Genomic DNA, 21,042 nt, shown 5'->3' with positions numbered 1-21,042 from the left:
TGAATATTGATTTCCTATTGGATATCAATTTTACTTGTAATATCTTTGAGTAAAACAAAATAATTATGATTTTAATTGCAGATGGAGGTTCTACAAAAGCAGACTGGATTGCTATAAATAAAAATAAAGAAGAGGCTTTTAGAACAAGGACACTTGGTTTAAACCCTGCTATAGTTCCAGCAGAAGAGCTTTATAACAGAATCATTAACATGTTTCAATTAATTAATGTTAAAGACGATGTAGAAGAGATTCATTTTTATGGAGCGGGTTGTGGTACTCCAAAGCCTATTCAGATTTTAAAAACTATTTTAGAATCTATCTTTGTAAATGCAAAAATAGTTATTTCAGAAGATATGTTAGCAGCTGTGTATGCAGCTACCGGTAAAGATCCGGCATTAGTGTGTATTTTAGGTACGGGATCTAATAGCTGTTATTTTGATGGTAAAAACATGGAAATGTTAGTCCCTTCTTTAGGATATATTTTAATGGATGAAGCAAGTGGTAACTACTTTGGGAAAAAATTGATTATCGATTATTTCTATAACAATATGCCTACAGAGATTTCTGAGAAATTTAAAGAAGAGTTTGATCTTGATCCAGATTATATAAAGAAAAACTTATACAGAGAACCTAACCCCAACATGTATTTGGCTTCTTTTGCAAAGTTTATGTTCGATTTTAAAGAAGAAAAATATATTAAAAAAATTATTACCGAAGGTTTTCAAGAGTTTTTTAAATATAGAGTTTTACCGTACAACAAAACTGCAGAAACCCCCATTTACTTTATAGGTTCTATAGCACATTATTTTAGAGATATTTTAGAAGAAATGGCTGCTAAAAATAATCTAGTAATTACCGATGTGATACAAAGACCTATTGATAATTTATTGGAATATCATAGAAATAATATCAATTAATAATAATGTCCGATTAAATATATTTCTAGTTTGATAAAACTTTTTAAAATTAGTGATTTTACCTTTTTTTTAAAGAACACTTTTCTTTTTAGAAATATTTTTATTCAGATATGGCAGACATTTTATTTTAAATTATCACTATTTAGAATAAAGTTAGATTTTAGTCTTGATTCTTGTTTCTTGTTTCCAAAAGCGAAGCGGTCTTATCTCTTTTTTGGGGACAATAATATTAACGAATACTATCCAATAGTCTTTCTAAACGCATTCCTCTTGAACCTTTAATTAGAATTGATTGATCTTTAAGAGGATTGTTTGTTAGATGGTTCAACAAGTCTTCAAACGTTTTAAATAAAGAGTTCTTTGTTTTAGTTTGATAAAAATTTTCTCCAACGAAAAAGCAATGGTCAAAGTGAAGATTTTCTACAAAGTCTGCAATATTTTGATGTTCTTCTAAGCTTGTTTTGCCTAACTCAAACATATCGCCTAAAATAACGGTTTTACTTTTAGCTTTAATTTCTTCAAAATTTTCTAAAGCAGCTTTCATACTCGTAGGGTTTGCATTATACGCATCTAAAATAATGGTATTCGCTGTTTTTTTAATGATTTGCGAACGATTATTTTCTGGAATATAGTTTTCTATGCCGGCTTTTATTTCTTTGTTAGAAACCTTAAAATGATGCCCAATGGTGCAAGCAACAGCGATGTTAGTGTAATTATATTTCCCAATAAGATTACTCTGTATAGTGCTGGTATTTAGAGCTAATTTTACAAACGGATTTACCTCCATAAATTGCAAGTTTTCTATAAACGGAATGGATTCTATAGTATTCGTTTTTTCAACTTGTAATGAATCTTGTGGATTTATAAAGGCCGTTTTATGATGCTCTTTTAAATAGTCATATAATTCACTTTTTGCAGCTATAACACCTTCAATTCCTCCAAAACCTTCTAAATGTGCTTTACCAAAATTGGTGATGTAACCAAAATCTGGATTACAAATTGTACACAAAAAAGCAATCTCTTTTTTATGATTTGCACCCATTTCTACAATGCCTATTTCAGTATTAGGAGTCATAGAAAGTAGGGTAAGTGGCACGCCAATATGATTGTTTAAATTTCCTTTGGTTGCAGTTGTTTTATATTTTGTAGATAAAACTGCATTTAGAAGTTCCTTGGTGGTGGTTTTACCGTTACTTCCCGTTAGACCAATAATAGGAATATTTAAAATCTTTCTATGGTATTTTGCTAATTCTTGTAGTGTTTCTAAAACATCATCAACCAAAATAATATGAGAGTTGTTGTTCTTGTATTTTGCTTCATCTACAATGGCATAAGGTGCACCTTGCTTTAGTGCTTCTGCAGCAAATGCATTTCCATTAAAATTATCGCCTTTTAGGGCGAAGAAAATAGTGTTTTTTCTAATAGTTCTCGTGTCTGTATCTACAAGAAAATGTTTGGTATATAATTGGTAAATGTCTTCGATTTTCATTTTTTAAAAATAAAAAAACCTCACTGTAATACATACAGTGAGGTTGTGTTCTTTAATAAATAGTGTATTATCTCGCTGAGTTTCTTGCTTTCTTATTCTTAGATGAAGACATAGGACCTACCTTGTCTGTAACACATCTAAAACCAATAAAGTTTGTTGCCATATATTCTGGCAAGTATCTTCTTTGAGCTGGATCTAACCAATATTCTCTATCAGACCAAGCACCACCTTTGTATACTCTTGTTCTGTTACTAATTAAAGTAGTTCTTTTTTGATCGTCATTTACTGAAATCTCTCTACCCGTTTCTGGATCTATTTCCTTCGTTGGGTTTTTAGGAGAGTTGTACATACTTGGTTTAGAACCAAACTGGTCTTGTTCATCTTCGTAGAACCTAGAAGAGTTTAAGTCGCCATCACCTATATCTGTATTGTCTGAAACAGAAAAGTTTCTTCTTAAGGTAGCATCGTTTTTCGTAATTGGAATGTACTTAATAGTTCCTGGTAATTGTTTTGGAGTGATAATACCGTTTGGCAAAGTGTCATATTCTACTTCTGCGTTACTATTGCTATTCACAATAACAACTTTACCATCTTTATCAATCATCTTTTTGGTGAAAATATTACCTCTAAAATAATTAAAATCATTTGCTTCACTGTCTATAATAGGTCTGTAAACATCAGCTACCCATTCTGCAACGTTTCCAGACATATCATACAATCCGAATGCATTAGGTGGATATGATTTTACTTTAATAGGAATGTCTGATCCATCTGAACTCCAACCAGACAAACCACTATAGTTACCTTTTCCTTGTTTAAAGTTAGCCATTTGGTCTCCTCTATGTCTTTTGCTTGTTTCTCTAGAATATTTACCATCCCAAGCATATTTTTTTCTACCTCTAATATTGTTATATTCTCTATTTTCAATATTGGCTTTAGCAGCAAATTCCCATTCTGCTTCTGTAGGCAATCTGTATTTCTGACTTAAAACACCATCTGCTTGTGTAATTTTTCTACCCTGAAAAGCATCTCTACCTCCTTTAGCAGAACCACCAGTTCTAATACCTCTTCTGTAGATGGTAGAATCTCCATCAAAAAGATTATCAGAATCAGCTAAGAAAACATCAGTATCAAAAAAGTTTCTAATACTATCGTTTTCAAAAATATTTTTAACATATCCTTTATCTATTAACTTTTTTAAATTAACAGCATTGGTACGCCATTTACAGTATTGGTTAGCTTGTAACCAACTAACACCAACTACCGGATAATCTGAATATGCTGGGTGTCTTAAGTAATTTTCAGATAAAATATCTGTATTACCTAAACTCTTTCTCCAAACTAAAGTATCTGGTAAAACAGAGTTATAAATATGTTTGTATTTTTCTTCTGAAGGAGGAAAAACATCTTTTGTATTCTGTACATATAAAAAGTACTCAGAATTGGTAACTTCGGTCTCATCCATATAAAAAGAACGGATGTGCATTTTTTTAGGAGTTGTATTCCAATCAAACATAACGTCATCTTGTACTTGCCCCATTGTAAATGAACCACCTTCAATGGCAACCATTCCTAAAGGAATTTCTTGTCCGGCAGTTTCATTTCCTCTTATATAGTTACCATACTTAGCATTGTTAAAAGGCAATCCTGTAAGTGTCGATTTTCCTGAAGTTGATTTACTGCAACTAGCCAAGCTTAAGGCTGATAGTACAACTAAAGATATTTTTAATACGTTTCTCATTTCCTAATTAAAAATTAGTTTAAGGTTTTTATTATAGCGATGCAATTTACAATAATTCTACATTCATACAAGTAAAAGAGAAAATTTAACGCTGCATTTTTCTTCCTACATTTAATTAAACGATTGCTTTTTAAATTTAGTATAATTTATCTTTGTAAGACTTAAAATATCTCTAAATTATTTGCGTTATTTGAATACTATTATGAGAAAACAATATTTAACCTTTTTTTTTATTTTTTTAATTCAACTAATTTCCGCTCAGAGCACTAATTCTGTGCTTTCTACAGGAGATTGGTTTCAGTTTTCTGTAGATACTACTGGCGTATTTAAAATAGATAGAAGTTTATTACAACAAATAGGAATCTCTACAAATGGTTTAAATCCTAAGAAAATAAAGATTTACGGGAACGGAGGAAGTCTTTTGCCTGTTTTAAATTCTGATATTAGGTTTGATGATTTACAAGAAAATGCCATTTATATTGCTGGTGAGGGTGATGGTTCTTTTGATGCGAATGATTATATCCTTTTTTATGCGCAAGGGCCACATGATTGGGATGTAGATTCGTCAAGTAGTAGTGCAACACATAGACAAAATATTTATTCTGATGAAGCATATTACTTTATTACAGTCTCTAATGACGATGGTAAACGGATTCAAGAAAAAACACCAATAACAACTACGGCAAGTAAACAAATAGTAACTTTTGACGATTATACTTTTTATGAAAAGGAGGAAAGAAACCTAATTGCTGCAGGTACACAATGGTTCTCTAATACCGATTTTAACATAGAAAACATTCAGAATTTTAAAATACTGTTTCCTAATGCGGTTGCTGGAGCAACTGTTTCTATTGCCGTTAGAGCAGTTTCTACGTCTATTTCTCCTTCTTCAATGTCGGTGAAAGTAAACGGACAAGATCTTTATGATCTTAATTTTTCGTCTGCAAGTACTACAGATAAAGCAAAAACTTCTCAAAGAACAGTGAGTATTGTAAACTCAGCAGATGTTTTAGATGTTTCTATTACCTATAATAATAACGGAAACCCATCTGCTACAGCATTTTTAGATTATATTGAAATTGTAGGTAAAAAAGAATTAATTGCAGCGTCAAATCAATTTTCTTTTAGAAGTTTTGAGCAAGCAAATTCCACAGGTGCTGTAGAGTATCGAATTGAAAATAATTCAGCTATTTTTCAAGTTTGGGACGTGTCAGATCATGTGGCTCCTAAAACAATTCAAAATAATAGTACAGACAATAATTTTACTTTTATTGCTAATGGAGGTACGTTAGAGGAATATATAGTTTTGAATGACAATGATTATTACACGCCAAAAGCACTACAAAACGGACGCGTTGCAAACCAAAATCTACATGCTTTAAAAGACCTTAATTATGTAGTAATTACAAATAGAGAGCTTTCTAGTGAAGCCCAAAGATTGGCAGATTATCATCAAGAAAATTCTGGATTTACAACCAAAGTAATTATTTTAGATGAAATCTATAATGAGTTTTCTTCAGGATCAAAAGATATTACCGGAATTAGAGATTTTCTAAGGCATCTTTATCTAACAAATTCATCCGAAGAAAAAAAACTAAAATATGTATGTTTTTTTGGAGATGCATCTTACGATTATAAAGACAGAATTATAGGGAATAATAATATAGTGCCTGTTAAATTATCTGAAAACAGTTTTAATTTAGCAAATTCTTGGGTTACAGATGATTTTTATGTGATGCTAGGTGAAACTGCAGGAGGCATGAACTCTGGTGATCAAATAGATGTAGCATCTAGTAGAATTCCGGTTTCTACACTTTCAGAAGCAAAAGAGGTGGTAGATAAGATTTTGTCATATTATAATAAAATTTCTTTAGGAGATTGGAGGAATACAATAACCATGTTGGCAGATGATATAGATGCTACTGGTGAACAAGTTTTACAGGCAGGAGTAGAGTCTATTGCAGATGAAATAAAAGATAGTAAACCAATTTTTAACATTAATAAAATTTATTTAAATAATTACGTACAAGAGAATTCTTCTGGAGGAGAACGTTATCCGGAGGTTAATGAGGCAATAACCAATGCTATAGAAAAAGGAACTTTAGTTTTTGATTATTTTGGACATGGTGGGGAAGATGGTTTTGCGTCAGAAAAAATATTGACAAAATCACAAATTCAAGGATTTAACAATCCAAATACATTGCCTTTATTGATAACGGTTACTTGCGATTTTTCTAGATTCGATAATCCGAATAGAATTACAGCAGGAGAACTTACTTTATTAAAAGCCAATGGTGGAGCAGCAAGTATGATAACAACAACAAGAGAAGTTTTTATATATACGGGGCAATTATTTAATGAAAGGTTGATTAGGGTTTTATTAGAGTTTAAAGATGAAGATTTAACGATTGCAGAATCTTTAGTGGCAACAAAAAATGCTTTTTCTAACTCTCAAAAATTCTTTATTTTCCATTTTGGAGATCCGGCAATGAAATTAGCAATACCCAAGCCTAATGTACGTGTTACTCAAATGAAAATAAATGACACTATAGTTAGTAGTACCGATGATTGGCTTTTAAAAGGTTTGACTAAAGTTAGTTTTAAAGGTGAAGTTTTAAATGATGCTAACGTGTTGTTCTCTGGTTTTAACGGAACCTTATCTACCACAGTTTTTGATAAAATAATTGATAAAACTACTTTAGATAATGATAATTTTGGAATAACAATGACTTTTGATACTCAAGATAGTAAAATATTTAGAGGAAAATCTACAGTAACCAATGGTGAGTTTGAGTTTGGTTTTATTGTACCAAAAGACATAAAATTTGCAGAAGGAAAAGGGAAATTAAGTTTTTATGCAAGTGATTCTATTAATAATATTGATAGAGCTGGTTATAATATAGATATTATTGTTGGTGGAATTGATGAAAATGCTGCAGATGATACGGTTGGACCAGAAATAAAACTCTATATGAATGATGAGTCTTTTATTGATGGAGGAAACACAAATGCATCACCAAATTTAATAGCTGTTTTATCTGATTTAAGCGGAATTAATACTTCTATTACTGCGGTAGATCATGATATTATAGGGGTTCTAGATGGCGATAATACCAACCCAATTATATTAAATGACTTTTATGAAACAGAATTAAACGATTTTACAAAAGGAAAAGTTACTTATAAATTAAGAGATTTAGAAGTTGGCCCACATACTTTAAAAATAAAAGCTTGGGATACGTATAATAATTCATCTGAATTAACGTTGAACTTTGTGGTAGTTAGTGATGCTGTATTAAATTTAGAAAATGTTTTAAACTATCCGAACCCTTTTGTAAATTATACAGAGTTTTGGTTTAACCATAACAAACCAAACGAGAATTTAGAGGTACAGGTGCAAATTTTTACGGTTTCTGGTAAATTAGTAAAAACCATCAATCAAAATATACCCAATGCAGAAACTCTGGTAAGAAGTATATCTTGGAATGGCTTAGACGATTTTGGTAACAAAATAGGAAAAGGAGTGTATGTTTATAAATTAAGAGTAAAAGCAACAGTAAGCGGTCTTGTTTCAGAGAAGTATGAAAAATTAGTAATACTTCAATAAAAATTAGATATTTGTCAAATTAAAATAAGAATAAAAACTCAAATGAAGAAATTAGGAATCTATTTTATACTATGCGTATTTGCAAGTGTTAAAGTGTCTGCACAATCAACAATTAATACAGACGATATTGGAGGAATTACTACTGCAATGCCATTTCTTTTAATAGTGCCAGATGCAAGAGCAGCAGGTATGGGAGATGCTGGTGTAGCTACTTCTGCAGATGCATTTTCTCTTTTTCATAATGCTGCAAAAATGGCATTTAGTAATAGACAAATTAAGGCTGCTATAACGTACTCACCATGGCTACGTCAATTAACAGACGATATTTTTACAGGAAGTGCTTCTTATATGAATCGTTTTAGTGATAGAGCAGCATGGGGAGCAGATTTAAAATATTTTTCTTTAGGGCAAATAGATTTAACAAATAATGATGGTAGTGATAATGGAACAATAAACCCAAATGAATTAGCATTAACAGGAGCATATTCTTTAAAATTAAGCGAAACGTTTTCTATGGGAGTTGGTTTAAAATATGTGAGATCTAACTTAACTTTTAATGGTACAAATAGTACTTTACAACCAATTAATTCTTTTGCTGTAGATGTTTCTGGATATTATCAATCGTTCGAAGAAAACTACGGTAACTTTAATGGACGTTACAGATTAGGGTTCAATATTGCTAATATTGGCCCAAAGGTTTCTTATGCTCCAGGTACGGGTGAAGAAGACTTTATACCAACAAATTTAAAATTAGGTGGTGGTTTCGATTTTATTTTAGACGATTACAATACCATTTCTACCACAGTAGAATTTACAAAATTATTAGTACCAACTCCACCAATTAGAGATACGGACGGTAATATTACTGATGGTAAAGATGACAACGTTGGTTGGGTAAGTGGTATTTTTCAATCTTTTGGAGATGCTCCAGGAGGATTTAGTAGTGAAATTAAAGAATTTACCTATGCGTTAGGAGCAGAGTATTTATACAACAATGCTTTTGCTTTAAGAGGTGGTTATTTTCATGAAAGTGATACAAATGGAGGAAGACAATATTTTACGCTAGGTGGTGGTTTTAAAACCAATGCTTTAAATATAGATTTGTCATATTTAATGAATTCTTCAGATGTAAGTAATCCATTAGAAAACTCTTTACGTTTTTCATTATCATTTGATTTAGGAGAAGTTTTTGATGATTATTAAAAGTCATTTATTTTTAGTAATTTTATAACAATATTTAAAAGCAGTCAAATAAGGCTGCTTTTTTTGACGAACAGATTTTTATGAAAAAAATTGAAGTTTCAACATCCGCAACAATCTATAAAGATATTTTAGAACTTTCTGTAGAAGACCAAAATTTAATGCAAAAAGCAATAGAAGCTAGAAAAAAAGCCTATGCTCCGTATTCTAAGTTTCATGTAGGTGCTGCCTTGTTGTTAGATAATGGAGAAATAGTTTTAGGAAACAACCAAGAAAGTGCTGCATATCCTTCTGGTATGTGTGCAGAAAGAGTTGCTATTTGGAAAGCGGGTTCTACATATCCAGACATGAAAATTATAAAACTAGCAATTACAGCAAGTTCTACAATAACCAACGTAAACAAACCAATTGGGCCTTGTGGTGCCTGTAGGCAAACTTTGTCTGAATACGAAATCAATCAAAAATCACCATTTCAAGTCCTTTTTATGGGAGAAGTAGGTGAGGTGGTTGTTACAGAATCGCTACTTTCATTATTGCCTTTTTCTTTTGATAGCAAGTATTTATAATCTTTTTATAGCAACTGTCATTGCGAAGTTTACTTTTTTGTAAACTGTGGCAATCTCATAATTAAGAAGATATTACTTCGATCCTCGTAATAATGTCTGCTTAAAAAAGCAAAAAGGATGTCATTTTAATCTCTAACGCAAGCAAACAGCAACCTTGTAAACACATGTACTATTTAAAGAATCTTTTAGGTGTTCTAAAAATTAAAATATGAAAACAGATATTTCTTCAAGAGAGGATATAAAATTTATCATCACAAAATTTTACGACTTATTATTATCAGATAAAAAAATGATTCCTTTTTTTGAAGATATTGTAGCGGAAAACCATTTAGAAGAACATTTAGAGGTTATTTCAGACTTTTGGAACGACATTCTTTTTGATACAAATACGTATGCTAATAATGTGATGAAAAAACATGTAGATAAAAACGTTTTTGTAGCTTTTAAGAAAGAACATTTTACCATCTGGATGTCGTATTTTTATAAAACTATTGATGACAATTTTGATGGTGAAAAGGCACATAATATGAAGAACAGAGCAAGGTCTATTGCTACTGTAATGGAGTTAAAACTGGACGTGTATAAATAATATAAACGTAAATTTTCTCTTTTTATATATTCCCTTAAAAAGTAGTTTTGAATATCATTTTTTATACGGTTTTTTAATTCTATGTATAGTGAAATTCGTACTTTAGAGGGCTAATATTTTTTAAGTAAAATAATATTTAATATCAATTATGATTTCATCAAAAATAACAGGAACAGGTACTTTTATTCCTTCTATAACTAAAGAAAACAAAGATTTTTTAAACGAACATTTCTTAAATGAAGATGGTTCGCCTTTTAATTCTGATAACGATGTAATTATAGAAAAGTTTAAAGCGATTACTGGTATTGAAGAAAGAAGATATGCTAAAGCAGCATACACTTCTTCGGACTTGGCTTTCTTTGCGGCTCAAAAAGCTATAGAAGATGCTAATATAGATAAAGAAGAGTTAGATTATATAATTATAGCTCATAATTTTGGAGATGTAAAAGCAGGTGGAAGTCAGAGTGATTTATTACCAAGTTTATCTACCAGAGTAAAACATAAATTGGGTATAGAAAACCCTAATTGTGTTGCTTATGATATTCTTTTTGGTTGCCCAGGTTGGATAGAAGCAACCATACAAGCACATGCATTTATAAAGGCTGGTATGGCTAAAAAATGTTTGGTAATTGGTGCCGAAACATTATCTAGAGTAGTAGATAAATACGATCGAGATTCTATGATTTTTAGTGATGGAGCCGGAGCTTGTATTTTAGAAGCTACGGAAGAAACTGGAACCGGTATTTTAAGCCATGCAACTCAAACTTTTTCAAAAGACGAAGCTTATTATTTATATTATGGAAGCTCTTTTAATAAAGAAGTAGACCAAGATGTACAATATATAAAAATGTTAGGAAGAAAAATTTATGAATTTGCTTTGGTTCATGTTCCTGCAGCTATGAAATTTGCTTTAGATAAAAGTGGTGTTGAAATAGATGACGTTAAAAAGATATTTATTCATCAAGCTAACGAAAAAATGGATGAAGCAATTATGAAACGCTTCTTTAGATTGTTTAAAAAGAAAGTTCCAGAAGGGGTTATGCCTTTAAGTATTACTAAATTAGGGAATAGCTCTGTTGCAACTGTGCCTACACTTTTAGATTTAGTTCTAAAAGGTAAAATAGAAAATCAGGAAGTAAATAAAGGAGATGTAGTTATTTTTGCCTCTGTTGGTGCTGGAATGAATATAAATGCAATTGTATATAAGTTTTAAAAGATAAAGTTTTAAAGACAAAGCTATTAATCGATACTTTGTTTTTATAATAGAAAATAAATAGTGTAAAGTATTTATAAAAAAAACTCAAGAAGATAATTTTCTTGAGTTTTTTTAAGTTTTATATTTTAGGATATAGTAAGATGTAATTGTAATTATTTTTTCTTTATAATCTTTACTAAAATTCTTTGCGTCCTTTGCGTTTAATTTCAATTCAAAATATTATTTTTGCGCATGCAACAACACAACGTACTTATTTTAGATTTCGGATCGCAATACACACAGCTAATTGCGAGAAGAGTAAGAGAATTAAACATTTATTGTGAAATTCATCCTTATAACCATCCACCAAAAAATCAATCAGAGTTTAAAGCAGTTATCTTGTCAGGTAGCCCAAACTCTGTAAGAGGAGAAAATGTTTTACACCCAGATTTATCAGAAATTAGAGGAAAAAAACCTGTTTTAGCAGTTTGTTATGGCGCGCAATATTTAGCGCATTTTGCAGGCGGACAAGTAGCTCCTTCTAATACAAGAGAATATGGTAGAGCAAATTTATCATACATAAAAAGTGGTGAAACTTTCTTTGAAAATATTTCAGAAGGAAGTCAGGTTTGGATGAGTCATTCAGATACCATAAAAGAATTACCAACCAACGGAGAGTTATTGGCGAGTACTAAAGACGTTAAAAATGCGGCTTATAAAATTAATGGTGAAGAAACTTTTGCTATTCAATTTCACCCAGAAGTATATCATTCTAAAGATGGTAAACAATTATTAGAAAACTTTTTAGTTAAAATAGCAGGTGTTGCACAAACATGGACGCCAGATTCTTTTGTAGAAAGCACAGTAGCAGCAATTAGAGAAAAAGTAGGTAACGATAAAGTTGTTTTAGGACTTTCTGGAGGAGTAGACTCTACCGTTGCAGCCGTTTTATTAAACAAAGCAATAGGCGAAAACTTATACTGTATTTTTGTTAATAATGGTCTTTTACGTAAAAATGAGTTCGAAAGTGTACTTACGCAATACGAAGGGATGGGATTAAACGTTAAAGGTGTAGATGCATCGGCACGTTTTTTGAAAGCCTTAGAAGGAATTTCAGATCCAGAGAAGAAAAGAAAAGCAATCGGAAACTCTTTTATTGAAGTTTTTGATGATGAAGCACATAAAATTACAGACGTAACTTGGTTAGCACAAGGAACAATTTATCCAGATGTAATAGAGTCTGTTTCTGTAAACGGAGGACCATCTGCAACCATTAAAAGTCATCATAATGTGGGAGGTTTACCAGATTATATGAAATTAAAAATTGTAGAACCTTTACGTATGATTTTTAAAGACGAAGTAAGAAGAGTAGGTGCTTCTATGGGGATTGATCCAGAATTATTAGGTCGTCATCCATTTCCTGGACCAGGTTTAGGAATTCGTATTTTAGGAGATATTACTGCAGAAAAAGTTAGAATTTTACAAGAAGTTGATGCTGTTTTTATAAACGGATTAAAAGAAGACGGTTTGTATGATAAAGTTTGGCAAGCAGGCGCAATGTTACTTCCAGTAAACTCTGTAGGTGTAATGGGAGATGAAAGAACATACGAAAAAGTAGTTGCTTTAAGAGCCGTAGAAAGTACAGATGGAATGACGGCCGATTGGGTAAATTTACCTTATGAATTTTTGCAAAAAACATCTAATAAAATAATAAATCAAGTAAAAGGTGTAAATAGAGTTGTGTATGATATTAGCTCAAAACCACCTGCAACTATAGAATGGGAATAATGTATATGAAACATGTAAAGTTTTTTGTATTTCTGTGTATTTTAACGTTTACCGTTTCTTGCGGTCAACAAAATAAATACGTACAGTATAAAGTAAAAAAGGGAGAAACAATTAGTGGTATTGCTCGTAGATTAGATATGAATACCAAAGATTTACTTCGCCTTAACCCAGATGTGGGTAGTAATCTAAAAGTGAATTCTGTAATTGTAATTCCTAATAAAAAAATTAAAGCAACAACTTCTACCCAAGATAAAACGGTAGAAGATGTTGCAATGGATGCTAAAGATAAAGAAGCTGCTTTAAAAGAAAAAAAGAATGAGCTTATAGCCGAACTTAAAACAAATTTTGTTGTTTATGAGGTGAAAAAAGGAGATACTTTTTATAGTTTAACTCGTTTTTATAATGTTACTCAAGAAGCGTTAACAACGCTTAATCCTGTTTTATCAGAAGGACTAAAAGTGGGGCAGATTATAAAAATAAAAGCCATAGAAGAAGGAGAAATCGTTATCGAAAATAATATCTATGAAGATGTAATTGATCGTAAAATTCATTTAAAAGCAGCGTTATTGCTCCCTTTTAGAACTGATGAATTTGAATCTTTTACAGCAAAAGATATTTTTCAGAAAAGCAAATTGGCAGATATGGTTACAGACTTTTATTTAGGTGCACAAATTGCGATAGATTCTTTAAGAGGTCAAGGAGTTAATGTAGAATTAAATGTCTTTGATACCGGGAAAAATAGTACAAAAATTAAAGCTATTTTGTCTGATAATAACCTTAATAAGAACGATGTTGTAATTGGTCCTTTGTATTCTGAGGAAGCAGAGTTGGTTGCAAATAAGTTAAATGTACCTGTTGTTTTTCCTTTTTATTCTACAAAGCAATCTCAATTTACAGCTTCAAAACTGATTAAAACATCACCAGAGAAAAAAGTTTTTAGAGATGAATTAACTACGTATATAAAAGATAATTTTACAAAAGGAAATTTAATTTTGGTTGGAGACGGAGAATATGAATCTAATATTTCTAATGCAGCCATAAAACAGTCCTTACAATCTCATGATTCTATTGCGATTGTTCATGTTATAAAACCTTCTAAGGGATATATTGCTAAAAATCGTTTTTTAGAAGTCTTAAAACCAAATCAAAATAACTGGGTTGTTTTAACTTCTAGCAACACTATTTTAGTGGCAGGTGCTATAAATAGTCTAATTAGCTTACCAGATAATACAAATGTTCAGTTATTTACCTATAATAAAGGGGATGCTTTTGATAAAATTGAAAATTTAAAATTGGCAAAAGTTAATTTAACGTATGTAAGCGATGAGTATGTAAATGAAGCTTCAGTTTCAACACAACAATTTAACAGTCAATATTTTCGTAAAAACAATGCGTTGCCTTCATTTTCGGCAACCAAAGGATTTGATATAACGTACGATGTTTTAATTAGATTGGCTTCTGGAGATGATTTAAAAGACACATTTAAAGAAGGTGCCTCTTTTAGAATAGAAACTAAATTTGATTATTCAGGAAAATCAGGAGGTATCTCAGAAAACAAAGGATTATTTATTGTAAAATACAATAAAGACTTAAGTTTAACTAGGTTAAAATAGTTAAGGTTTAGCTTGTAGTAGCAGTGTTTTTTTTCTGTTTTTTAGAAGCTATTTCCTGCTTTTACTACTCGCTTTTTTTATCCTAAAAAGGAATAAAAAGAGCTCAAACAAATAGCTTGTCTTGAGCTTGAGGAAAGGTTCAATCAGGGCTAAACAATCTTATTAGCTTTCTGTTTAAATAAGCTGTTGGAAGTTTTTATAAGAAAGTAAGAAGTACATATAAGTCAAAAAAAATCCGCTAAACAGCGGGTTTTTTTTTATCACTAAAATCTAAGTGTTAGATTTTTTTTACCTGATCTTTCATTATCTTGATTTAGTCTTTTAACATACCGTGTTTGTCTAATTTTTTATCTTCATCCTATTAAAGTTAGTTGACTCAGGTTTGCGTCTTTTTGTTATTAAAATACCTGCTAACTGTAATAATTATAAGGCATAAAAAAATCCGCTAGATAGCAGATTTTTTTTATATCAGTAAAAAAGAGAAAGTATTAGATTTTTTTCATCTGGTCTTTCATCATCTTCATTTGGTCTTTTAACATACCGTGTTTGTCTAATTTTTTAGCTTCAGCCATTAGGTTCGTTGCTTCACGCTTACGTCTTTTTGTCATTGCAATACCAGCCAATTGTAATTTAGCCATTGCTAAATCATGATCCATAGGTAAACCTATTTTAACGGCTTTACGTAAAAATTTTTCTGCTTGTGTAATATTCGTCTGACTTAATATAATACCATGTAAATAATTAAAATAACCTTGCTGTTTAACGATTAATGCAGCTTCTGGATTTTTAATATAGTCTAACCATTTTTTAGTTCCTTCAAAATTTTGTTTACGTAATTGTAAAAAAGCAAGTAAAATAAATTCGTTTTTAAAATAAAATAACACAAAAATTCCTGCCAAAAGTAAGATAGAAATTCCGTTCATTATATTACCTAAGGTAAATTGATACACTGCGAAAGCTGTTATTAAACCTGCTAAAATTAATTTTATATTTTTATGAAACATATTGTTTTTTATTGTTATTAAATCAGTTGCAAAAGTACATTTTATTGCTAAAATATGTATTACTTTTTATAGTATTTCTTGTATTTAAACCAAGCTAAAATTCCTAGAATTATGGTAAACCCAACAGAATAATAAACAGTAGTTGGCGTAATAACTCTATCTCCACTTGCATACGAGTGTAAGCCTGCTAAGTAGAAGTTTACTCCAAAATACGTCATCATAATAGAAAAATAGGCTATTATAGACCATAAATTTATGGTGTATCTACCTCGTAAACCAGGTATTAAACGCATGTGTAAAACAAAAGCATAGATCATAATAGAAACTAAGGCCCAAGTTTCTTTTGGGTCCCAACCCCAGTATCTTCCCCAGCTTTCATTAGCCCACATACCACCAAGAAAGTTACCGATAGTTAACATTACCAAACCAACGGTCATTGCCATTTCGTTAATAATTGTAATTTCTTTAATATTCAAATCCATTTTGTTTTTGTTCTTTTTGGTTGTAAAAACCATTAGAAATAAAGCAAAAATTCCAAGAATCATAGCCAATGAAAGAGGTCCGTAACTGGCTACAATTATAGAGGTATGTACTAAAAGCCACCAAGAATTTAAAACAGGTTGTATGTTTGCAATTGCTGGATCTAACCAGTTCTGACCAGCAAAAAACAATGTAATTGCTGTTAAAAATGCAGCAGCTGCAATTGTTAAAGCAGATTTTCTTCCTATAAATAAACCGAATAACATTGTTGCCCAAGCAACAAAAATAATTGATTCATAAGCGTTTGTCCAAGGTGCATTTCCGCTAATATACCAGCGGGCAATTAAACTTAAATTATGAACAATAAACAACCCAATTATAATTGCTATTAATCCTTTTACTGTATAATTAATCCATTTTTTAGAATTGAAAATTTGCCATAAAACAAAAATTATTAAAAGTAAACTTACTAAACCGTAGTATTTTACTAGTTTTTGAAAAGGTTGATGTTTGTTATAAGAAATTTCTAAACTAATTTGTTTTTCTGAAGGGTATACTTCAGATCCAAATTTTTGTTGAAACTTTTTAATTCCGTCTAAAATTTGATCTGCTTTTGTGTAATCGTTGCTCTTTTTTGCTTCTTGTAAAAGTTGAATGTAAACAGGTAAAGATTGACGAACGAAAACAGAATCTGTAGCTTTAAAACCTGCCGTAGAACTTTCTGGTTGAGAAACCCAGGTATTATTATCATCATTAGGAATTGGATAAATACGTAAAATACCACCACCAATTGCGCTGTATAATAAACCAACACGTTGATCTATTTTAATTAAATCTTTCTCAAATTTATTTTTTACATTTTTCTTTTGAGCTTCAGCAACTTCTTCTTTTATTTTATAAGAACCAGTTGGCGTTATAAAATCTGATAAACGAGCATATTCTGCATCTTTAGATAAACTTAAAGATTCTCTAATATGTGTATTTCCTTTTTCTAAATAAATAACAGGTACTTCAAACCAAAGTCTTGGATTTTCTATTATAGATAATAAAACTTGACTCGGTTGCATTCCATTAAAAGTTTCTGTCTTACTTACTTTTCTAACCAATTCAGAAGCAAAAGTATGAGCAGGTTTCATTCTACCTCCAGCATCTTGAATAACCAATTTATTAAAGCTTTCAGCATGATGAACATCTACTAAATTAGCTTGTAGTATTGAGTCTATTTGATGGTCTGTAATTTTGCTTTCTTTATGCGGAGCATGTTGCGCAAAACTAAAACTAGAAAACATTAATACTGCAATAACAGATAAAGTCATTTTTTTCTTTCTAATCTTTTTTAATCCTTTTTTTAAGTCGTCAAAACGAGTGTTCTTAGCAAATAGAATACAAATTAAACCTGTGTATAAGAAAGAATACCCTAGGTAGGTAATGAATGTGCCTAAAAAATCATGATTTACAGAAAGATGTGTCTCTTCTACTGGTCCAGACAAGTCGTAACTAGATTGGAAGAATTTATAGCCTTTGTGGTCTAAAATGTGATTCATAAAAATTCTATAATCAAAAGTTTCATCTCCATCTATTACGGTTACTTCACTGGCGTAAGACGCAGCACTTTCAGACCCTGGGTATTTTTCTAGTTGAAAGTCATTTAGTTTTATTGAAAAAGGTGTTTCTAAAATTTTTGCACCATATAATACTCTAAAATTTAGTCCTCCAACAGTAACTTCTTTAGAACCCTGAGAGTTAAATTTACCTCCTGTTAATTCTACCCTTTCAGTTTGGCCATTACTTTTAATGTCTACAACAACAACGTCTAGTTTTTTATCGTCTTTAGGGCCACTAGTAGTTTTCATGACACCTTTTTCTGCTGGTCTTGGAATTACAAATTGTAAACCCGACACATTGTGTAAAGTTAAATATTGAAAGTTTTGTAGAGAGTCTTTAGCAATATTACCTTTTTTCTGATCTGCCATTCTAAACCAATCACCATCATCTTTAGAAACTATTTTTAAGTTTCCATTTTGTTCTATAAAGTTAATAGAAGCATTTTCGCTCTCAACATCAAAACCAACTAAAACTCCGTGAATATTTTCAATTGTTCCTTTTTGAATCCAATGTTCATGACGGCTTCCATCCGAAGATTCTACAAAAAACAAATGTTCAATTCCATTTTCATCTTCTACTAATTTTCTTTCAGCCCAAGGAATGTATTCAACAAGCTCAAAACTAAAATCTTGTTCTGTGTCTTCGGTTTTAAAGTGATCTGAGTAGGACCAAGAATTTTTACCCCAAGCAGATAATAACATTGGTTTATTTATTTCTGGCTTTTGTACCTTACCATTATCAATGATAGCGTTTAAATAAGTGGTTTCAGATAAGAATTTATCGGTAGATTCTCCTTCTTTAATTAACATAATACCTTCAAAACCAATATAACGGGTTACTCCTGCACCAACAAGAATTAATAAAAAAGATAAATGAAACATTAAAACGGCCCATTTTTCTTTCTTATACAATCTATATCTAAAGATGTTTCCAAAGAAATTAATAACAAAGAACAGCATAATTAGTTCAAACCACCAGGTGTTATAAACAAGTGCTTTAGAGGTTTGCGTGCCAAAATCGTTTTCTATAAATGTTGCAACTCCCATTGCAACCGCAAAAAGGATAAATAAAACGGCCATTAAACGAGTCGAGTAGAGAATACTAATAATTTTTTTCATCCTTCTGAAATGCTTTTTAAAAGAGCTACAAATTTAAGCATAAAAGCACAAATGAACTTCTAGATATGGGTATATTTATGTATTAAAGTTTTAAAAAAATCATAAAGTTTATGCCTAAATATCATGTAATTCCTAAAACCATAAAAGCGGAAGTAGAAACTGCACTAAATTATTATCCGCAGTTAAAAAACATACACATTCAGTTTAAATTTAAAAAGAATATTAAAAAGTCTACAATGCAAGCAAGACCCACTTTTGATAGTTTTTTTAAATCTACACATAACAGAAAATTTTTAATTTTAATTAGTGAAAAATTTAAAATTTCTGATAAAGAATTTTCTACGCGAGATATTCCTAAAGATATTTTTATTGGTTGGATAGGTCACGAATTAGGGCATATTATGGATTATCAAAATAGAAGTAAGTTAAATTTAATTTGGTTCGGACTTAAATACTTGTTTTCGGATACTCATATTGTGGCCGCAGAAAGAGCCGCAGATGGTTTTGCAGTAAAGCACAAAATGGAATCGTATATTATAAAAACAAAGAATTTTATTCTGAATCATGCTGATATTTCAGAAGCATATAAAAATCGGATTAAAAGATACTATTTGTCTCCAGAAGAAATTATGGTTTTGGTGGATGATCGAAATAAGTTAGAAGAAAATTTAGAGCATATAAAATAAGCATTCTTATTATAAAAGCAAAAACCACCACAAATTTGTGATGGTTTTTACTTTGTTTCAATTTTAGAAAAATTAATCTATCCAAATAGATTTTGTGTTTACAAACTCTCTAATTCCGTAGCTAGAAAGTTCTCTACCATAACCACTGTTTTTAATACCTCCAAAAGGTAATCTTGGGTCTGAAGTTACTAATTTGTTTACAAAACTATTTCCTGCTTCTAATTGTAAAGCAATTTTTTCTCCTCTTTTAGTATTATTTGTAAATACACCAGAACCTAAGCCAAAAGTAGAATTATTGGCTAGTTCTATAGCGTGCTCTTCGTTTTTTGCTTTAATAACAGAAGCTACTGGCCCAAAAAGTTCTTCATCAAAGGCTGTCATGCCAGGTTTTAAATCTGATAAAATTGTTGCAGGATAATAAGCGCCTTTTCTATCCGGAATTTTTCCACCTAAAATTAACTTTCCACCTTGTTTGACTGTTTTTTCTACTTGTTCATGAATTTCGTTACGTAAATCTATACGTGCCATAGGGCCATAATAAACGTCTTCGTCTGTTGGAGCTCCCATTTTTGCAGCTTTCATTTTCTTTGTAAAGAGTTTTAAGAAGTCATCATAAATTTCTTCTAAAACAATAAAACGTTTTGCAGCAATACAAGTTTGCCCGTTATTTTGTAGTCGTCCAAATGTTGCTAAATCTGTAGCTTTTTCTAAATCTACGTCTTCAAGGATAATATAAGCATCACTTCCACCTAATTCTAAAACGGTCTTTTTTAAGTTTTTTCCAGCAATTTTAGCAACGGAACGTCCTGCAGGTTCACTACCAGTTAATGTTACTGCAACAATGTTTTTATCTTCAATAATTGCTTCTATGGCATCTGATGCTACATTTAGGTTTGTAAAAACTCCTTCTGGAAAACCTGCTTCTGTAAAAGCTTCTTCTAAAGCAAAGGCACAACCTTGTACATTAGATGCGTGTTTTAAAACCCCTGTATTTCCTGTCATTACAGCAGGAGCAGCAAAACGAATAACTTGATAAAAAGGGAAATTCCATGGCATTATGGCCAAAGTAACTCCTAAAGGTTGAAACGTTACGTAACTTTTACTTGCTTCAGTTTCTACTACTTTATCGGCTAATAATTCATCAATATTATCTGCATAATATCTACAGATTAAAGCACATTTTTCTATTTCTTTACGAGATTGTTCAATTATTTTCCCCATTTCTTGGGTGGCCAATTGTGCATATTTCTCTTTGTTTTTATCAAAAATATTTGCTAGTTTGTGCATCAATTTAGAACGTTCGTCTAAACTTGTTTTTTTCCAAGTTTTATAAGTATCGTTCGCTTTTGCAATTTTATCTGTTGTTTCTTTTTCTGAAATTCTGTTATAACTTGTAATTTCTGCTTCTGTAGCAGGATTGATCGTGGTGATCGTTTTCATAATT

At 30.9% G+C, this 21,042-nt stretch carries 14 protein-coding genes; 8 read left to right on the top strand and 6 right to left on the bottom strand.

Annotated elements, in window-relative coordinates; translation table 11 throughout:
- Positions 1–65: 65 nt before the first annotated feature.
- Positions 66–917: an N-acetylglucosamine kinase gene (locus GQS58_RS10050; protein ID WP_166385434.1), complete on the top strand. Its 852-nt coding sequence runs from the start codon at positions 66–68 to the stop codon at positions 915–917.
- Positions 918–1,146: 229 nt separating this feature from the next.
- Here GQS58_RS10050 and GQS58_RS10045 read toward each other — a convergent pair whose 3' ends face one another.
- Together GQS58_RS10045 and gldJ are read right to left on the bottom strand one after the other, a co-directional pair.
- Positions 1,147–2,406: a UDP-N-acetylmuramoyl-tripeptide--D-alanyl-D-alanine ligase gene (locus GQS58_RS10045; protein WP_166385432.1), complete on the bottom strand. Its 1,260-nt coding sequence runs from the start codon at positions 2,404–2,406 to the stop codon at positions 1,147–1,149.
- A 67-nt stretch (positions 2,407–2,473) separates the two neighbouring features.
- Positions 2,474–4,147, bottom strand: a complete 1,674-nt coding sequence (gldJ, locus tag GQS58_RS10040) for a gliding motility lipoprotein GldJ (protein WP_166385430.1) — start codon at positions 4,145–4,147, stop codon at positions 2,474–2,476.
- A 202-nt stretch (positions 4,148–4,349) separates the two neighbouring features.
- Here gldJ and porU point away from each other — a divergent pair, with 202 nt between their 5' ends.
- From porU to guaA, 6 genes are all read left to right on the top strand, one after another.
- On the top strand, positions 4,350–7,754 hold the full coding sequence (porU, locus tag GQS58_RS10035; protein WP_166385428.1) for a type IX secretion system sortase PorU: 3,405 nt from the start codon (positions 4,350–4,352) through the stop codon (positions 7,752–7,754).
- Positions 7,755–7,796: 42 nt separating this feature from the next.
- On the top strand, positions 7,797–8,957 hold the full coding sequence (gene porV / locus GQS58_RS10030) for a type IX secretion system outer membrane channel protein PorV (RefSeq protein ID WP_166385426.1): 1,161 nt from the start codon (positions 7,797–7,799) through the stop codon (positions 8,955–8,957).
- A gap of 80 nt (positions 8,958–9,037) precedes the next feature.
- Positions 9,038–9,520: a cytidine deaminase gene (gene cdd, locus GQS58_RS10025; RefSeq protein WP_166385424.1), complete on the top strand. Its 483-nt coding sequence runs from the start codon at positions 9,038–9,040 to the stop codon at positions 9,518–9,520.
- A gap of 208 nt (positions 9,521–9,728) precedes the next feature.
- The gene (locus GQS58_RS10020) at positions 9,729–10,109 is read left to right on the top strand and encodes a group III truncated hemoglobin (protein ID WP_166385422.1); all 381 of its coding nucleotides are present in this window, start codon (positions 9,729–9,731) and stop codon (positions 10,107–10,109) included.
- 148 nt (positions 10,110–10,257) lie between these two features.
- Positions 10,258–11,322 (top strand): 3-oxoacyl-ACP synthase III family protein, encoded by a 1,065-nt coding sequence (locus GQS58_RS10015; RefSeq protein WP_166385421.1) that lies wholly within the window; start codon positions 10,258–10,260, stop codon positions 11,320–11,322.
- 234 nt (positions 11,323–11,556) lie between these two features.
- A complete protein-coding gene (gene guaA / locus GQS58_RS10010) occupies positions 11,557–13,092 on the top strand; it encodes a glutamine-hydrolyzing GMP synthase (protein ID WP_166385419.1) in 1,536 nt (511 codons plus the stop codon).
- Between the two features lie 1,249 nt (positions 13,093–14,341).
- Here the strand turns inward: guaA and GQS58_RS17405 are convergent.
- The 3 genes from GQS58_RS17405 to ccsA form a co-directional block, all read right to left on the bottom strand.
- Positions 14,342–14,461: a pentapeptide repeat-containing protein gene (locus tag GQS58_RS17405; RefSeq protein WP_410524706.1), complete on the bottom strand. Its 120-nt coding sequence runs from the start codon at positions 14,459–14,461 to the stop codon at positions 14,342–14,344.
- 732 nt (positions 14,462–15,193) lie between these two features.
- The gene (locus tag GQS58_RS10000; protein WP_166385416.1) at positions 15,194–15,709 is read right to left on the bottom strand and encodes a DUF2892 domain-containing protein; all 516 of its coding nucleotides are present in this window, start codon (positions 15,707–15,709) and stop codon (positions 15,194–15,196) included.
- A gap of 59 nt (positions 15,710–15,768) precedes the next feature.
- Positions 15,769–18,912 carry a cytochrome c biogenesis protein CcsA gene (gene ccsA, locus GQS58_RS09995; protein WP_166385414.1) on the bottom strand — a complete coding sequence of 1,048 codons (3,144 nt, stop codon included), beginning with the start codon at positions 18,910–18,912 and terminating at the stop codon, positions 15,769–15,771.
- 110 nt (positions 18,913–19,022) lie between these two features.
- Here ccsA and GQS58_RS09990 point away from each other — a divergent pair, with 110 nt between their 5' ends.
- Entirely contained in the window at positions 19,023–19,598 is a 576-nt protein-coding gene (locus GQS58_RS09990) for a hypothetical protein (RefSeq protein WP_166385412.1), read from the top strand.
- 72 nt (positions 19,599–19,670) lie between these two features.
- On the opposite strand, the gene GQS58_RS09985 is transcribed toward GQS58_RS09990, so the two are convergent.
- Positions 19,671–21,038: an NAD-dependent succinate-semialdehyde dehydrogenase gene (locus GQS58_RS09985; protein WP_166385410.1), complete on the bottom strand. Its 1,368-nt coding sequence runs from the start codon at positions 21,036–21,038 to the stop codon at positions 19,671–19,673.
- Positions 21,039–21,042 lie beyond the last annotated feature (4 nt).

This window comes from Polaribacter sp. 11A2H (assembly GCF_011379025.1).
GTDB lineage: Bacteria > Bacteroidota > Bacteroidia > Flavobacteriales > Flavobacteriaceae > Polaribacter.
Note: the sequence above shows the minus strand (reverse complement) of the source record. Positions and strands in the feature narration are given on the sequence as shown.

Bases quoted from the DNA above. Each gene is read 5' to 3' on its own strand.
- GQS58_RS10050 (WP_166385434.1), top strand. From the start codon at position 66: ATGATTTTAATTGCAGATGGAGGTTCTACAAAAGCAGACTGGATTGCT.
- GQS58_RS10045 (WP_166385432.1), bottom strand. From the start codon at position 2,406: ATGAAAATCGAAGACATTTACCAATTATATACCAAACATTTTCTTGTA.
- gldJ (WP_166385430.1), bottom strand. From the start codon at position 4,147: ATGAGAAACGTATTAAAAATATCTTTAGTTGTACTATCAGCCTTAAGC.
- porU (WP_166385428.1), top strand. From the start codon at position 4,350: ATGAGAAAACAATATTTAACCTTTTTTTTTATTTTTTTAATTCAACTA.
- porV (WP_166385426.1), top strand. From the start codon at position 7,797: ATGAAGAAATTAGGAATCTATTTTATACTATGCGTATTTGCAAGTGTT.
- cdd (WP_166385424.1), top strand. From the start codon at position 9,038: ATGAAAAAAATTGAAGTTTCAACATCCGCAACAATCTATAAAGATATT.
- GQS58_RS10020 (WP_166385422.1), top strand. From the start codon at position 9,729: ATGAAAACAGATATTTCTTCAAGAGAGGATATAAAATTTATCATCACA.
- GQS58_RS10015 (WP_166385421.1), top strand. From the start codon at position 10,258: ATGATTTCATCAAAAATAACAGGAACAGGTACTTTTATTCCTTCTATA.
- guaA (WP_166385419.1), top strand. From the start codon at position 11,557: ATGCAACAACACAACGTACTTATTTTAGATTTCGGATCGCAATACACA.
- GQS58_RS10000 (WP_166385416.1), bottom strand. From the start codon at position 15,709: ATGTTTCATAAAAATATAAAATTAATTTTAGCAGGTTTAATAACAGCT.
- ccsA (WP_166385414.1), bottom strand. From the start codon at position 18,912: ATGAAAAAAATTATTAGTATTCTCTACTCGACTCGTTTAATGGCCGTT.
- GQS58_RS09990 (WP_166385412.1), top strand. From the start codon at position 19,023: ATGCCTAAATATCATGTAATTCCTAAAACCATAAAAGCGGAAGTAGAA.
- GQS58_RS09985 (WP_166385410.1), bottom strand. From the start codon at position 21,038: ATGAAAACGATCACCACGATCAATCCTGCTACAGAAGCAGAAATTACA.